Genomic DNA, 16,122 nt, shown 5'->3' with positions numbered 1-16,122 from the left:
ACATCGTCATTCTGAGCTAAGCGAAGAATCTCCTGTTTTTTCTTTCTTTTCAAAAAATATTAAAAAATGAGATCCTTCAGACTTACGTCCTCAGAATGATAGAAAAAGGTAAACTTACAAAAATTTTGGAACACCCTCTTTCAAACTTCTCACTACCTCAAGATTTATGCTAAAATATTATTTTTAACTTGCAAAAAGTTAGAAAATAGAAATAAATATTTAAAAAAAATACTTGACACAAATCAGAGAATTGGATATAATATTTATCTCTAAAATTTAAGCCGGTGTAGCTCAGTCGGCAGAGCAGGTGATTTGTAATCACCAGGTCGTGGGTTCGAGTCCCACCGCCGGCTTTAAATTTTAGAATTTAGAATATGGAGAGGTAGCCAAGCGGCCAACGGCAGGAGACTGTAAATCTCCCGGCGAAAGCCTTCGGCGGTTCGAATCCGTCCCTCTCCATATAGTGTATGCGGGAGTAGCTCAGTTGGTAGAGCATCTGCCTTCCAAGCAGATGGCCGCGGGTTCGAGTCCCGTCTCCCGCTCTCCAATAAAACCAAGACGTAAAAAGGCTGTAGTAGTCTTTTTACGTCTTATTATGTTTTTATGCCCAGGTAGCTCAGTCGGCAGAGCACACCCTTGGTAAGGGTGAGGTCGCGGGTTCAAGTCCCGTCTTGGGCTTTGAGAGAGGTTTGATAAAAATAAATGTTCTTCTTATATTTAGGAGGTAAAAATAAATGGCAAAAGAGAAATTTGTAAGAGGAAAAGAGCACCTAAACGTAGGAACAATAGGGCACGTTGACCACGGAAAAACAACATTAACAGCAGCAATCACATACGTACAAAGCAAAAAAGGATTAGCAAAATTTGTTGGATATGGAGACATAGACAAAGCTCCAGAAGAAAGAGAAAGAGGAATTACAATCAATATCACACACGTAGAATATGAGACAGAAAAAAGACACTATGCACACGTAGACTGCCCAGGACACGCAGACTACATCAAGAACATGATCACCGGTGCAGCGCAAATGGATGGAGCAATCCTTGTAGTATCAGCAGCAGACGGACCAATGCCACAAACAAGAGAACACGTACTCCTTGCAAGACAGGTTAACGTACCATACATCGTAGTATTCTTAAACAAATGCGACATGGTAGACGACCCAGAACTAATAGACTTAGTAGAAATGGAAGTAAGAGAACTACTAAGTAAATATGACTTTCCAGGAGATGAAGTGCCTGTAATAAGAGGGTCAGCACTTGGAGCATTAAACGATGACCCAAAATGGTTTGCATCAGTAGAAGAGCTATTAAAAGCAATGGATGAATACATACCAACACCTCCAAGAGAAACAGACAAACCATTCCTAATGGCAGTAGAAGACGTATTCACAATAACAGGAAGAGGAACGGTAGTAACAGGAAGAGTAGAAAGAGGAACATTAAAAGTAGGTGACGAAGTAGAGATAGTAGGACTATCGGAAGAGAAGAAGAAGACAGTAGTAACAGGAATCGAGATGTTCAGAAAACAATTAGATGAAGCAATAGCAGGAGACAACGTAGGAGTACTATTAAGAGGAATCACAAAAGACGAAGTAGAAAGAGGACAAGTATTAGCAAAACCGGGAACAATCACACCACACAAGAAATTCAAAGCACAAGTATACGTATTAAGCAAAGAAGAAGGTGGAAGACATACACCATTCTTCTTAGGATACAGACCACAGTTTTACATCAGAACAGCAGACATAACAGGAACAGTAGTAGAATTACCAGAAGGGCAAGAGATGGTAATGCCAGGAGATAACGTAGAGTTAACAGTAGAGTTAATGGTACCAGTAGCTATGGAAGAGCAAATGAGATTTGCGATAAGAGAAGGTGGAAGAACAGTAGGTGCTGGTGTTGTTACTAAAATAATTGAATAATCGCGAGGAATAGAAGATGAGAGAGATTATTACTTTAGCCTGTACAGAATGTAAAAGAAAAAACTATACAACTACAAAAAATAAGAGAAAGCATCCAGATAGAGTAGAGTTAAGGAAATATTGCAAGTTTTGTAAAAAACATACACTTCACAGAGAAATTAAGTAATTGATCATATATTGCGGGGCAGTAGCTCAATTGGCAGAGCAGCGGACTCCAAATCCGCAGGTTGAGGGTTCGATTCCTTCCTGCCCCGCCTTTGGAGAATATTGATGGTAAAATACCTAAACTTTTTAAAGGAAGTTTTTGAAGAGCTTAAAAAAGTAACATGGCCTTCTAAAAACCTTGTTAAAACAGCAACCATAGCAGTTATAGTTTTAACTTTGATAATGGCATTATACTTATGGAGTTTAGATATTTTATTTACAAAAATAATTGCCTTCATAATGGAGAGGTAAAGACTTAAATGGCGGAAAATGAAAATTTAAACATGGTTAACGAAGAGGTTAATGAAAGCAATTTAGAAAAAGATACTGATGAGAAAAAATGGTACGCTTTATATACACAATCTAATTTGGAAATTAGGGCAAAAGAAAACTTTGTTAAGAATCTAAAGCTTAATAATTTAGAACATTTAGTAGATGAAGTTATAGTTCCTGCTGAAGAAAAGGTCGTCCTTAAATCTCAAGGAAAGGAAAGGTACAGACTTTCTTTAAAAGGTCCAAATAGGGTTATAGAAGTTCAGGGAAAAAAAGGGATTACAAAATTTTCTATAGAAGATGGTACTGTCCGAGTTTTAGAAAGCGTTGAAGGTGACGAAGGATGTGTTTCTCATAGTCCGATTTCTAAGCCAGGACAAAAAATAACATGTAAAGAAAATAGAACTGAAGCAAGAATTGTTTTAGAGAATAAAATATTTCCGGGATATATCCTTATAAAAGCCAAACTTAGCGATGATTTGATAGATTTAGTTAAAAAAACCCCATTTTTAATAGGGTTTGTTAGTGCAGGTGGTAAGCCTGTACCTTTAAATGAAAACGATGTAATGAAAGTCTTAGGGCAAATTCAAAAAGGTACACCAAAAGCTAAAAAACTTCTTTATACAAAAGGGGATATTGTTAGAGTTATTGAAGGCCCATTTATGAATTTTACAGGAACAGTAGAAGAAGTATTTCCAGATAAAGAAAAACTTATCGCATTGATTACTATTTTTGGAAGAGCAACACCGGTTGAACTTGAATTCTCCCAGGTGGAGAAAATTTAGCCTGTCGGTTCAGCTTTGGTGTTTTATTAAGACAGGCGTCAAAGAATTCAAGGAGGTGTATTTAAATGGCTAAGAAAGTAACAGGTCAAGTTGAGCTGATGATTCCAGCTCAACAAGCAGCTCCATCGCCACCAGTTGGGCCAGCTCTTGGTCAGCATGGTGTTAACATTATGGAGTTTGTTAAAAGTTTTAATGCAGCCACTGCAAACATGAAACCTGGTACAATCGTACCGGTAGTAATTACTATCTATTCAGATAGGTCTTTTACGTTCATTCTTAAAACTCCACCAGCATCTTATCTCCTTAAAGAAGCTGCAGGCATCAAAACAGGTTCTGGAGATCCTAAGAGAAATAAGGTTGGAAAAATTACAGTTAATCAGCTAAGGGAAATTGCTGAAATGAAATTAAAAGACCTTAACACTGAAGACATTGAGATGGCTATGAGAACTATAGCTGGTACTGCTCGCAGTATGGGAATTGAAATTGAAGGATATAAGGGGTAAGTGCTATGGCTAAAAGAGGAAAAAAATATTTAGAAGCATTAAAGCTCATTGATAAAGAAAAGACTTACAGCCTTGATGAAGCTATCCAAAAACTAAAAGAAGTGGAAAAAATTCTGCAGAGAAAGTTTGATGAAACAGTAGAGCTTATCTTTAGATTAGGTGTTGACCCCAAGTATGCTGACCAAATGGTAAGAGGTTCAGTAGTGCTCCCTCATGGATTAGGAAGAGAGTTAAAAGTTCTTGTTATCGCTTCCGGTGAAAAGTTAAAAGAGGCAGAAGAGGCAGGTGCTGATTATGCAGGAGGTGAAGAGATTATCAATAAGATCGCAAATGAAAACTGGATAGATTTTGACATTGTGATAGCAACTCCAGATATGATGCCCAAATTGGCTAAGCTCGGTAAAATCTTAGGACCAAGAGGCTTAATGCCAAACCCTAAGGTTGGAACTGTTACGACTGACGTTAAAAGAGCAGTTACAGAAGCTAAAAAAGGTAGAGTAGAGTTTAAAGTTGATAAAACAGGTAACTTGCATGTTCCAGTTGGTAAAATTTCATTTGAAGATCATAAGCTTAAAGAAAATATTTTAGCTGTTGTAGATGCGGTATTGAAAGCTAAGCCACCCGGTGCAAAAGGTCAGTATATAAGAAATGTTGTTTTAAAAACAACGATGAGCCCTTCAGTTAAATTAAATCCAGCTGAATTACAAAAAGCTTTAGAAACTAAAGCAGCTTAAGGAGTAGAGCCATGGCATTAACTACAGATAGAAAATCGATCCAGAAGAAGAGTCAGTTAGTTGCTGACCTCAAACAAAAAATAGAATCAGCACCAGTTGTTATACTTTTAGATTTTAAAGGTGTAGATGCTAACTCAGTAGCAGATTTTAGGAAAACGCTGAAAAAAGAAAATGCTGAATTGAAAGTTGTTAAAAATACACTTTTATACAGAGCTTGCAATGGAACACAACTTTATGATAAAATAGATATTTTTAAAGAGCAAACTGCAGTTATTTTTGGATATGGTGATATTGTTGCACCAGCTAAATTATTGAAAGAGTTTTTGAAAGGAAAAGAAGATGCAAAAGTAAAAGGTGGTTTAGTAGAAGGCGTATTTGCTGATGCACAAAAGATTGATTATCTTGCATCTCTACCAAGCAAGGAAGTACTTGTTGCTCAGCTATTGGCTGTACTACAAGCACCTATTACAAACCTTGTACGCGTACTTAACGCTTTACCGCAAAAAACTGTTTTAGTTTTAGATGCTATAAGACAAGAAAAAGAAAAACAATCTTAAATAAAATTTTATAGGAGGTTTTAAAAATATGGCAACAATTACAAGAGAAGAGATTAAAGAAGCTATTAAGTCAATGACAGTGTTAGAGTTAGCACAGCTTGTAAAAGACTTAGAAGAAGAGTTTGGTGTTTCTGCAGCTGCTATGGTTGCTGCTGCTCCAGCTGCTGGTGGTGCTGCAGGTGCGGCTGCTCCAGCTGAAGAAAAAACTGAATTTGATGTTATTTTAACAAACGCAGGGGCAAACAAAATCAACGTTATCAAAGTTGTTAGAGAAATCACAGGTCTTGGATTAAAAGAAGCAAAAGATCTCGTAGATGGAGCTCCAAAACCAGTTAAAGAAGGAGTTTCTAAGGATGAAGCAGAACAAATTAAGAAAAAATTAGAGGAAGCTGGAGCTACTGTAGAAGTAAAATAATAAATCTTGATAAACATTATCTCAATAAAGAATTTTCAACAAGTTTAAGAAAGGGTAGATTGTCTTTATGGCAATCTACCTTTATTTATTTTAAAATCAAATAAGGTGGTGTAAGGATGAGAGAGTTAAAAAATTTAAAACGAAATCCTTTTCGTAAAATACTTTCAAGAAGAAGAGAAATAATAACACCTCCTGACCTTTTATCCGTTCCAAAAGAATCTTTCGAAAACTTCGTTCAATTTCATACAAATCCTCTAAAAAGAGATCCAAATAAAGGTCTTGAAAGCTTACTTAGAACATCTTTTCCTTTTGTAGATCCAAACGGTCAATTAGAAGTTAGATATATTGGATACGAGATTGGTGATTGGGAATGTGGAAAATGTGGAAAAGCATTACCTGATGAGGTTCTCGGTGGACCAGAAGTTGATTGTCCACATTGTGGCGGTCCGTTAATATATAAAGAAAAGCTAACTGTTGAGGAGTGTAAATTTAAGGGATTAACATATGGTGCTCCTTTAAGAGTTTTATTAGAGCTTGTGATAAATCATACAGACCCTAAAACGGGAGAAATAATTCCTAAGACTATAAAAAAACAAAAAATATACTTTGGTGAGATTCCTCTCCTAACAGATTATGCTTATTTTATGATAAATGGTAGTGAAAGAATTATTGTATCTCAATTAATTAGGTCTTCGGGTATATTCTTCTCAGGAAAAGAAGACAAAACAAAAGACATTATTACAAGGGTTATTTATGAAGGAAGTGTTATTCCAGAAAAAGGTTCAAGGGTAGAGGTTCAGTATGCAACAAATTCAGAAATTTTCTATGCAAAGATAGATAGAAGAAAGATCCTTGGAACAACACTCCTTAGAGCATTTGGATTAGATACTACTTATAAAATTCTTAAAAACTTTTACGGAAAGGTAGATAGATATATTGTTGAAGATGGTAAATTAGTACTTGAAAATACAAAGATTCCCGTTAATTTAGAAGAATTAATGAATAGGGATATTTTTGTAACATATGTATATGAAGAAATATCTGAAAAAGGTCAACCAGTACCTATTAAGCAAGAGAAGTATGTTTCTGTAGAAAATTTAGAAAAACTTTTAAACGATGATAGAATCAGAATAGAAGAAGTCGTTACTGTAGAACCTCAAGTTATAAACAAATCACCATATCAAAGAGTTATTGTTGAAACATTAAAGAAAGATGAACCAAAAATTAATGCTCTCTTTACTTTTAGAGATGCTGCTCTTGTGGAAATTTATAGAAAAATGAGACCTACGGATACTGCAGTTTTAGACCCAAAAGCCTTTATGAAGAGAGCTAAAGAGTTATTTAACAATATGTTTGCAGATATTCAAAGATACGACCTTTCAAGAGTTGGTAGAGTTAAGCTAAATGCAAAAGTACATAACGTTCCAAAAACTATTAAACCTTTAGACCTTGAAGATTTCTTTGAAAAATTCCCACTTTTAGCTCTTGATGAAGATGTAAAAACTAAAAATGGGGTTATTCCAAAAGGAACAAAGATAGACCTGGTAGTATTAGAAAAATTAAAAGAAACTTCATTCAAAGAGATAAAAGTAAAAGAGTACTTAGACGAAGAAGCAAGAACGTTACAGCTTGCCGACATCATTGCAATAGTTAAGTATTTATTAGAATTAAGATATGGAAAGAAAAGCTTAGATGATATAGCACACTTAGGAAATAGAAGAGTTAGACCTGTTGGAGAGCTTTTAGAGGCTCAGGCAAGAATTGGAATTGCGAGAATGCAAAAAGCATTTAGAGATAGAGTTGCTACCGTTGACGTAGAAGACCCTAACTTAAAACCAAGCGAGCTTATTAATCCAAGATACTTAACTAACTCTATTCTTGAATTCTTAAAAAGCGGTCAGCTTTCACAATTTATGGACCAAACAAATCCATTATCTGAATTAACACATAAAAGAAGATTGTCAGCTTTAGGTCCAGGTGGTCTTACAAGAGAGAGTGCTAAATTTGAAATAAGGGACGTTCATCCATCTCATTATGGAAGAATATGTCCGATAGAAACGCCAGAGGGTCAAAACATCGGTTTAGTTTCTTCAATGACTGTTTATTCAAGAATAAATGAGTTTGGATTTTTAATTTCTCCGTATAGAAAGGTTGTTGATGGCGTTGTTACTAACGAAATTGAATATTTAACGGCATACGAAGAAGAAAAGTATGTTATTGCTCAAGCTAATGCTGAAATAGATGAAAAAGGAAGATTCTTAACAGATAGAGTTCTTGCAAGGGCGTATGGTGATATAAGATTAGTAGAACCAAACGAAGTTCACTATATGGATATATCTCCTAAGCAAGTAGTTTCTCCGTCTGCATCGTTGATTCCTTTCCTTGAACATGATGATGCTAACAGGGCTCTTATGGGTTCTAACATGCAACGTCAGGCGGTGCCTCTTGTGAGAACAGAGTATCCTCTCGTTGGTACAGGAATGGAAGTTAGTATTGCCAAGGATTCTGGTTCTGTAATTGTTGCAAAAAGAGGTGGTGAAGTCGTTAAAGTTGATGGAAATACTATCGTTATAAAAGTAAATGAAGACGAGATTAACCCCCATGACCCGTTAGATATTGGTATGGATATTTATAAGTTAAACAAATTTAAAGGTTCTAACCAAGCTACATGCATGAATCAAAGACCTCTTGTTAGAAAAGGTGATATTGTAGAAAAAGGTGCAACAATAGCGGATGGGACTTCTACATACAAAGGCGAGCTTGCACTTGGAAAGAATGTCCTTGTTGCATTCATGCCATGGAGAGGCTATAACTTCGAGGATGCTATCGTAATTTCAGAAAGACTTGTTAAAGATGATGTATTTACATCTATTCATATAGAAGAGTTTGAAATAGAAGCAAGAGAAACAAAGTTAGGTCCGGAAGAGATAACAAGAAATATACCAGGTATTAACGAAAGACAGCTTGCAAACCTCGATGAACATGGCGTTATAAGAGTTGGTGCATATGTTAAACCAGGAGATATTTTGGTTGGTAAAGTTACTCCTAAGGGAGAAACAGCGCTAACACCAGAAGAAAAACTTTTATTTGCCATCTTTGGAGAAAAGGCGAGCGAAGTAAAAGATTCTTCATTAAGAGTTCCTGTGGGCGTTGAAGGTGTGGTAGTTGATGTCCAAATCTTTGCTAAGAAGAAAAAGGATAAAAAAGAAAAAAGAGAGAAGTATTTAGACACTTTGATTAAACAAGAAGTTGATAAACTTAACTTAGAGTTGGAAGAGAAGAAAAAGTTCATATTAGATAAAAGAGATGCTTGGCTTAGGGAAATTCTTATCGGTGTGAAAGTTGCTAAGGATGTCAAAGTGGCTGGTGAAGTTATTATTCCTGAAGGAGAATATATAACTGAAAACAATGTTTCTCAGGCTATAAAAATAATAGCTATCAATCCATCTAACTTTATTAAAGACAAAAAATTAATTAAAAAAGTAGAATCTATCATTGAAAAAGCAAAATCTCAAATTGAGCTTTGGGAAAAGATTTACGAAAAAAGAAAAGAAGCTGTTCAAGAAGGAGCAGATTTAAAGCCTGGAGTTAACGAGCTTGTTAAAGTTTACATAGCTCAAAAGAGAAAGATCCAGGTCGGTGATAAAATGGCAGGTAGACACGGTAATAAAGGCGTAATCTCTGTCGTTCTTCCTGTTGAAGATATGCCATTTATGGAAGATGGTACTCCTGTGGATATAGTTTTGAACCCTCTTGGTGTTCCTTCTCGTATGAACGTAGGACAAATACTTGAGACCCACCTTGGATTAGCTGCTAAAAAACTTGGTGAAAAACTTGGAAAAGAGCTTGAAAAAATCTTTGATAGAGAAAAGATTATCGATAAGATTGTTGAGTATTACAGCATTGTAAATGACACAGATAACAAAATCCTTACTAAACAAAGAAAGAAAGACTCTCAAGAGTTAAGAGAAGCCTTATCGAAACTTGACGACGAATCTTTAAGAGACTTAGTTAGAGATTTAACTAAAATTGGCATTCCTGTCGAAACTGCAATCTTTGAAAGTGCATCAGAAGAAGATATCAAGAAACTTCTTAATTATGCAGGTATAAAAGATAATGGTAAAGTTAAACTTATTGATGGTAGAAGTGGAGAAGCTTTTGACTTGGAAGTTACTGCAGGGTACATGTATATGCTTAAACTGATACATATGGTTGATGATAAAATACACGCACGTTCAACCGGACCTTATTCTCTTATCACACAACAGCCACTTGGTGGCAGAGCTCAGTTTGGTGGACAAAGATTCGGTGAGATGGAAGTATGGGCGCTTGAAGCACACGGAGCAGCATATACATTAAGAGAGATGTTAACAGTTAAGTCTGACGATATTGAAGGAAGAAAGAGAGTATACGAAGCCATCATTAAAGGGAAACACTACTACGATATAGGCGTACCAGAATCCTTTAAAGTTCTTGTTAGAGAGTTAAAAGCTCTTGGTTTAAACGTTGAATGTATAGTTGAAGGAGAGCCTCAAGCCTGTGATACTTCAGAACTAGAAAAGAAAAAGCCTGAGTTAAATTAGGATAGATTTTAACCTCCCTTTTTGGGAGGTTTTTTAAACAATAAGGAGGTAATTTGCTGTGGAAGCAAAAGAAAGAAAAGAAACAGTTAGATTTGATGCTATTAGATTATCTCTTGCTTCACCTGAAATAATTAGGTCCTGGTCTCATGGAGAAGTAAAAAAACCAGAAACTCTTAACTATAGAACATTAAAACCAGAAAAAGATGGACTTTTTGATGCAAGAATATTTGGACCTATAAAAGACTATGAATGTTTATGTGGAAAATATAAAAAAAGAAAGTATGAAGGAACAATTTGTGATAGATGTGGTGTTGAAGTTACACGTTCTGATGTTAGAAGAGAAAGATTTGGACATATAGAGCTTGCATCTCCAGTTGTTCACATATGGTATTTAAAATCTACACCAAGTAAAATAGGTAGTTTGTTAGATTTAACATCAAGAGATATTGAAAGAGTTGTTTATTTTGAATCTTATTTAGTAATAGAACATCCAACAGAGGAAGAAGAGGAAGCTTTTGAAAAAGACCCTAAATCTTTACCTCTAATGGAAGGTGGCCTTACAAAATATGTAAAATTACACGTTGTTTCTGAAGATGAATTTAGAGAAAGAGAATATGAGTATTCAAATGCAGAAAAATACGAATACGGAATGGGAGCTGAAAAAGTTAAAGATGTTCTTGCAAGAATAGACTTAGAAATACTTGCAAAAAGACTTAAAAAAGACCTTCATGGATATGCAGGAACGTTTGACGACTTAAATCTAAGCTACAAAATGAACTATCCAAGACTTTACAATAAAGCTATCATTGAAATTGCAAGAAAGTTTTCAGAAGTAGGACTAAGATTTGGAGATATAGAGCCAACAGAAAAAGAGATAGATGTTATTATATCACAAGGATATTACATTGTAATAGACCCAGCTTCTTCAGATTTAAAATTTGGACAGATCATAAATCCAGAAAATGTAGATTCTCTACCTGAAGGCGTTATTGCTCTTACAGGGGTTGAGGCATTAGAAAAATTATATAAAGCTTATAGAGAAAAAGTAAAAGAAATACCAATTTTTGAAGTTATCAAAGAATCTGTTAGAAATGTAATATTAAAAGAAGGAACAGATGCAAGACTGAAGAAAATCATTAGAAGATTAAGACTTGTAGAAGGTTTTATAGAGTCTGAAAATAAACCTGAATGGATGATACTTGAAGTTTTACCGGTTATTCCACCAGATTTAAGACCTTTGATAGCTTTAGATGGTGGCAGATTTGCAAGTTCAGACCTTAACGACCTTTACAGAAGAGTTATTAACCGAAATAACCGTTTAAAAAGACTTATCGATTTAGACGCTCCAGAAATCATCATTAGAAACGAAAAAAGAATGCTCCAAGAGGCTGTCGATGCTCTTATCGATAATGGTAGACGTGGAAGAATGGTCACTCAAAACAACAGACCATTAAAATCTCTTTCAGACTCATTAAGAGGTAAAGAAGGAAGATTTAGACAAAACCTTCTTGGCAAAAGAGTAGACTACTCAGGACGTTCTGTAATCGTTGTAGGTCCTGAATTACAGATGCATGAATGCGGTCTTCCTAAGCAGATGGCTTTAGAGCTATTCAAACCATTTATATATAGAAGACTTGAAGAAAAAGGTTATGCTACATCTATAAAATCAGCTAAAAAATTAGTTGAAGAAAAGGTACCAGAAGTTTACGAATGTCTTGAAGAAGTTGTAAAACAACATCCTGTTCTTTTAAACAGGGCACCGACATTACACAGAATGTCTGTTCAAGCATTCGAGCCAAAATTAGTAGAAGGAAAAGCTATAAAACTTCATCCATTAGTTTGCCCTCCATTTAACGCAGACTTTGATGGCGACCAGATGGCTGTTCATGTACCACTATCCGTTGAAGCTCAGCTTGAATCTTACATATTAATGTTATCTACTCAAAACATTCTTTCACCAGCCCATGGTAAACCAGTTACTATGCCATCACAGGATATTATTCTTGGCGTTCACTATATGACTCAAGAATTACCAAATGCTAAAGGTGAAGGAAAGATATTTGGCTCTCCGGAAGAAGCTGTAACTGCTTACGAATTAGGCACAATAGACTTACTAGCTAAAATAAAAGTTAGAATAAATGGCAAAATTGTTGAAACTACAGCCGGTAGAATAATCTTCAATCAAATACTTCCGGAAGGTTATAAATTTGTAAATGAAGTATTAGATAAGAAGAAAATTTCCAAATTGATTTCAGATATTTATGAAAAATACGGAAATGAGATTGCTGCTCAGACATTGGATAAAATTAAAGAAATAGGTTTTAGATTTGCTACTAAAGCAGCTGTATCTATTTCTGTTGCTGACTTAGTTGTTCCTAAGAAAAAAGCTAAAATTCTTGAGAAAGCTATAAAAGAAGCTGAAACAGTTTGGAAGCAGTACGTAGATGGAATCATCACAAAAGGTGAGAGACACAACAAAATCATTGATATATGGTCTCAGGCTACAAACGAAGTAGCAAAAGAAATGTTTAACGAGATAGAAAAATCTGAAAGAGTAGAAAACGGTAAAAAATATCCGGGTTATTTCAATCCGGTTTATATGATGGCATCTTCTGGTGCAAGAGGTAGTAGAGACCAGATAAGACAGCTTGCAGGTATGCGTGGTCTTATGGCAAAACACTCAGGTGAATTTATCGAAACTCCAATCATGTCAAACTTTAGAGAAGGATTATCTGTTGTTGAGTACTTTATTTCAACGTACGGTGCAAGAAAAGGTCTTGCTGACACAGCTTTAAAAACTGCAGTTGCAGGATACCTTACAAGAAGATTAGCAGACGTTGCACAGGACGTTATAATTACAGGAGAAGACTGTGGAACATTAAAAGGTATAACGGTTAGCTCTATTATTGAAAGTGGTGAAATTGTTGTACCATTTAAAGACAGAATAATTGGAAGATACACAGCAGAAGATGTTTATGACCCATATACTGGAGAACTACTAATTTCTGCAAACGAAGAAATCACAGAAGAAGTTGTTGATAAATTTGAAAAAGCAGGTATTGAAAAAGTAAAAATCAGGTCTGTATTAACTTGTGAAATGCCTCATGGTGTCTGTGCAAAATGCTACGGCAGAGACTTAGCACAAAGAAAGCTTGTTGATATAGGTGAAGCGGTTGGAATAATCGCTGCTCAGTCTATTGGTGAACCGGGTACTCAGCTTACAATGAGAACGTTCCACATTGGTGGTGCTGCTACAGCTAAGGAAGTCCAAACTCAGCATAAAGCAACCCATGATGGAACAGTAAAACTTCAAAATGTAAAATTTGTCGTAGATAAAAAAGGTAGAAAATTAATCATCAATAGAGAAGGTTCGATTAAAATCCTTGATAAAGAAGGAAAAACAATAGAAAGATTTCCGGCACCATATGGAGCAGTTTTATACGTTGAAGATGGTCAAGAAGTAAAAGAAGGTACAATTTTAGCTGAATGGGAGCCATTTAGCGACCCAATCATTGCAGAAAAAGGTGGAGAAGTAGAATTAAGAGACGTTATCTTAGATGTTACATTAAAAGAAGAAAGGGATAACATCACGGGTAAAACAATTTATACAATCACATTCTTAAGACCAAAAGACGCACAACTCCATACTCCAAGATTGGTAATTAAAGGTGAAGATGGAAACGAGTATGTTTATGACCTTCCAGTAAATACAATCTTGTTAATTCCAAAAGAAAATCTTGAAGAAGTTTGGGATAAATGTTTTGCATGTTCTGAAGCAGAAAAAACAGATATTCACCACAAATATTTACAAGTTAAAAAAGGCTTTAAGGTATCAGAAGGTGATGTAGTTGCTAAAATACCAAAAGAAAAAGCAAAAGTTAGAGACATCGTTGGTGGCTTACCAAGAGTTGAAGAGTTGTTAGAAGCAAGAGAACCTAAAAATAAAGCTATCATCACAGAAATAGACGGTATTGTAAAAATCTACGAAGATGCAAAAGAAATTACATTAATAAATCCTAAGGAAGGAAAAACAGAGACTTACAAAGTTCCGGATACCACGTTTGTCATTGTAAAAAATGGTTCCTTTGTAAAAGCTGGACAAAGCTTAGTTGATGATGGAAGTATCGTCGCAGAATTTGATGGAATGGTAAGACTAAAAAGTGAAGGTTCAAGAATAGTTGTGTTTAATAAAGAAACTGGACAACAGAAAGATTACAAAGTTCCAAAAGGAAAATTCATTATTGTTAAAGATAACTCTGTTGTAAAAGCTGGAGACCCTCTAACAGATGGTACTCCAAACCCACACGACATATTAAGAGTAATGGGTATAGAAGAGCTTGCGGCATTCTTAGTAAAAGAAGCACAAATTGTTTACAGATTACAAGGTGTTGAAATCAACGATAAACACTTTGAAGTAATCATAAGACAAATACTTAGAAAAGTTAAAATTGTAGACCCAGGAGATAGCAGATTTTTACTCAACGAGATAGTAGACAAACTTGACCTTGAAGAAGAGATTAATAAGGTAATTTCTGAAGGTGGAAGACCACCAAAAGCTGAGCCTGTTCTTGTTGGTATTACAAAAGCTGCATTAACTACAAGAAGCTGGATTTCTGCAGCGTCATTCCAAGAAACAACAAGAGTTCTTGCAGATGCGGCGGTTGAAGGAAAAGTAGACCCATTAAAAGGATTGAAGGAAAACGTTATCATTGGTGGAATTATTCCAGCCGGTACAGGTATAAAAGAGTATTCGGAAGTTGAAGTAGTGTTAAAAGAAGAAGAAAAAGAGGAAGTGTAAAATAGTATAACTACCGGATCCCTTGAATCGGGGGTCCGGATAGTTTATAGTTTAAAAGATATTTTAATTAAGGATTTTTAAAACTTTGTTCAAGTTAAAGGAAATATGTAAATATATATAGAGATTCTTCGCTAATGCTGTATTATTACTTTTGTCTGTCATCCTGAGGACTTTAGTCCGAAGGATCTCCTCTTTTAAAGAACATGAGAGAGTGAGTAAGTGAAATAAACAAGAGGTAAAAGGACGGAGATTCTTCGCTAACGCTCAGAATGACGATCAAAAGATTAATAAATTTTAGACTTAGTTAAAATTTGAAACACTCTCTTTAACTGCTTGATTTTTATACAAATTTTAATTATAATATTTGTTTTAGTTTATAATAGAAAAAATCTGTTTTTAATTTAGGAGGTTTACAGTGCCAACTATTAACCAATTGGTTAGAAAAGGTAGAGAGAAAGTAGAGAAAAAATCAAAAGCTCCAGCATTGCAAGGAAACCCTCAAAAAAGAGGCGTTTGTGTTCGTGTATATACTACAACACCTAAAAAGCCAAACTCAGCTTTGAGAAAGGTTGCAAGGGTGAGATTGTCAAATGGTTACGAAGTAACTTGCTATATCCCAGGAATTGGTCATAACCTGCAAGAGCACTCTATTGTTCTTGTTAGAGGTGGAAGGGTTAAGGACTTACCAGGGGTAAGGTACAAAATTATTCGTGGTGCTCTCGATGCTGCTGGTGTTAAAGATAGAAAACAATCAAGGTCTAAGTATGGTGCTAAGAGACCAAAACCAGGTCAAGCTGCTGCTACTACTGGAAAGAAAAAGTAATTAATTTTTAAGGAGAGGTAAAAAATGCCAAGAAAAGGACCAGTTAAACCAAGAGAGATAATGCCAGACCCAATTTATAGAGATGTTTTGGTGCACAAATTAATCAATAAAGTCATGGTAGATGGCAAAAAGTCAAAAGCAGAAAAAATAGTTTACGGTGCTATGCAAATTTTAGCTGAAAAAACCGGCGAACAACCATTAGAAGCTTTGCATAAGGCTATAGAAAATTTAAAACCAATATTAGAAGTTAGACCAAGAAGGGTAGGTGGTGCTACTTATCAAGTTCCTATGGAAGTCCCTCCAAGAAGACAAATATCTTTGGCGCTGAGATGGTTGGTTGAAGCTGCAAGAAACAGAAGTGGTAGAGGAAATTATACAATGTTGGAAAAATTATCAAATGAATTATTAGATGCATACCATAATAGAGGAAATGCAATCAAGAAAAGAGAAGATACTCATAGAATGGCTGAAGCGAATAAAGCTTTTGCACACTATAAATGGTAATCAAAATTAGAATTAAAT

12 protein-coding genes and 5 tRNA genes are annotated in these 16,122 nt (G+C 35.2%); all 17 read left to right on the top strand.

What is annotated here, in order from left to right; genetic code table 11:
• Positions 1-280 precede the first annotated feature (280 nt).
• The 17 genes from SYO3AOP1_RS01590 (at position 281) to rpsG (ending at position 16,104) form a co-directional block, all read left to right on the top strand.
• Positions 281-353 (top strand) — tRNA-Thr (locus SYO3AOP1_RS01590).
• 23 nt (positions 354-376) lie between these two features.
• Positions 377-459: transfer RNA gene (locus tag SYO3AOP1_RS01585), tRNA-Tyr, on the top strand.
• A gap of 10 nt (positions 460-469) precedes the next feature.
• Positions 470-542 (top strand) — tRNA-Gly (locus tag SYO3AOP1_RS01580).
• Positions 543-605: 63 nt separating this feature from the next.
• A tRNA-Thr gene (locus SYO3AOP1_RS01575) sits at positions 606-678 on the top strand.
• 56 nt (positions 679-734) lie between these two features.
• Entirely contained in the window at positions 735-1,925 is a 1,191-nt protein-coding gene (gene tuf / locus SYO3AOP1_RS01570) for an elongation factor Tu (protein WP_012459026.1), read from the top strand.
• Positions 1,926-1,941: 16 nt separating this feature from the next.
• Positions 1,942-2,091, top strand: a complete 150-nt coding sequence (rpmG, locus tag SYO3AOP1_RS01565; RefSeq protein WP_012459038.1) for a 50S ribosomal protein L33 — start codon at positions 1,942-1,944, stop codon at positions 2,089-2,091.
• A 15-nt stretch (positions 2,092-2,106) separates the two neighbouring features.
• Positions 2,107-2,179, top strand: a tRNA-Trp gene (locus SYO3AOP1_RS01560).
• A gap of 16 nt (positions 2,180-2,195) precedes the next feature.
• Complete coding sequence (gene secE, locus SYO3AOP1_RS01555) at positions 2,196-2,381, top strand: preprotein translocase subunit SecE (protein WP_012459037.1); 186 nt, start codon at positions 2,196-2,198, stop codon at positions 2,379-2,381.
• Positions 2,382-2,389: 8 nt separating this feature from the next.
• The gene (gene nusG, locus SYO3AOP1_RS01550) at positions 2,390-3,187 is read left to right on the top strand and encodes a transcription termination/antitermination protein NusG (protein ID WP_012459036.1); all 798 of its coding nucleotides are present in this window, start codon (positions 2,390-2,392) and stop codon (positions 3,185-3,187) included.
• Positions 3,188-3,252: 65 nt separating this feature from the next.
• The gene (gene rplK / locus SYO3AOP1_RS01545) at positions 3,253-3,690 is read left to right on the top strand and encodes a 50S ribosomal protein L11 (protein ID WP_012459035.1); all 438 of its coding nucleotides are present in this window, start codon (positions 3,253-3,255) and stop codon (positions 3,688-3,690) included.
• A 5-nt stretch (positions 3,691-3,695) separates the two neighbouring features.
• Positions 3,696-4,424: a 50S ribosomal protein L1 gene (gene rplA, locus SYO3AOP1_RS01540; protein WP_012459034.1), complete on the top strand. Its 729-nt coding sequence runs from the start codon at positions 3,696-3,698 to the stop codon at positions 4,422-4,424.
• Between the two features lie 11 nt (positions 4,425-4,435).
• On the top strand, positions 4,436-4,981 hold the full coding sequence (gene rplJ / locus SYO3AOP1_RS01535; RefSeq protein ID WP_012459033.1) for a 50S ribosomal protein L10: 546 nt from the start codon (positions 4,436-4,438) through the stop codon (positions 4,979-4,981).
• 28 nt (positions 4,982-5,009) lie between these two features.
• Positions 5,010-5,396, top strand: a complete 387-nt coding sequence (gene rplL, locus SYO3AOP1_RS01530; RefSeq protein ID WP_012459032.1) for a 50S ribosomal protein L7/L12 — start codon at positions 5,010-5,012, stop codon at positions 5,394-5,396.
• A 116-nt stretch (positions 5,397-5,512) separates the two neighbouring features.
• Positions 5,513-9,979: a DNA-directed RNA polymerase subunit beta gene (locus SYO3AOP1_RS01525; RefSeq protein WP_012459031.1), complete on the top strand. Its 4,467-nt coding sequence runs from the start codon at positions 5,513-5,515 to the stop codon at positions 9,977-9,979.
• A gap of 58 nt (positions 9,980-10,037) precedes the next feature.
• Positions 10,038-14,777 (top strand): DNA-directed RNA polymerase subunit beta', encoded by a 4,740-nt coding sequence (rpoC, locus tag SYO3AOP1_RS01520; protein WP_012459030.1) that lies wholly within the window; start codon positions 10,038-10,040, stop codon positions 14,775-14,777.
• A gap of 415 nt (positions 14,778-15,192) precedes the next feature.
• The gene (gene rpsL, locus SYO3AOP1_RS01515; protein ID WP_012459029.1) at positions 15,193-15,600 is read left to right on the top strand and encodes a 30S ribosomal protein S12; all 408 of its coding nucleotides are present in this window, start codon (positions 15,193-15,195) and stop codon (positions 15,598-15,600) included.
• 24 nt (positions 15,601-15,624) lie between these two features.
• Positions 15,625-16,104, top strand: coding sequence for a 30S ribosomal protein S7 (gene rpsG / locus SYO3AOP1_RS01510; protein WP_012459028.1), 480 nt, complete (start codon positions 15,625-15,627; stop codon positions 16,102-16,104).
• The last annotated feature ends 18 nt before the right edge of the window (positions 16,105-16,122 follow it).

Origin of the sequence: Sulfurihydrogenibium sp. YO3AOP1 (assembly GCF_000020325.1) — a bacterium.
Taxonomy (GTDB): Bacteria; Aquificota; Aquificia; order Aquificales; family Hydrogenothermaceae; genus Sulfurihydrogenibium.
Note: the sequence above shows the minus strand (reverse complement) of the source record. Positions and strands in the feature narration are given on the sequence as shown.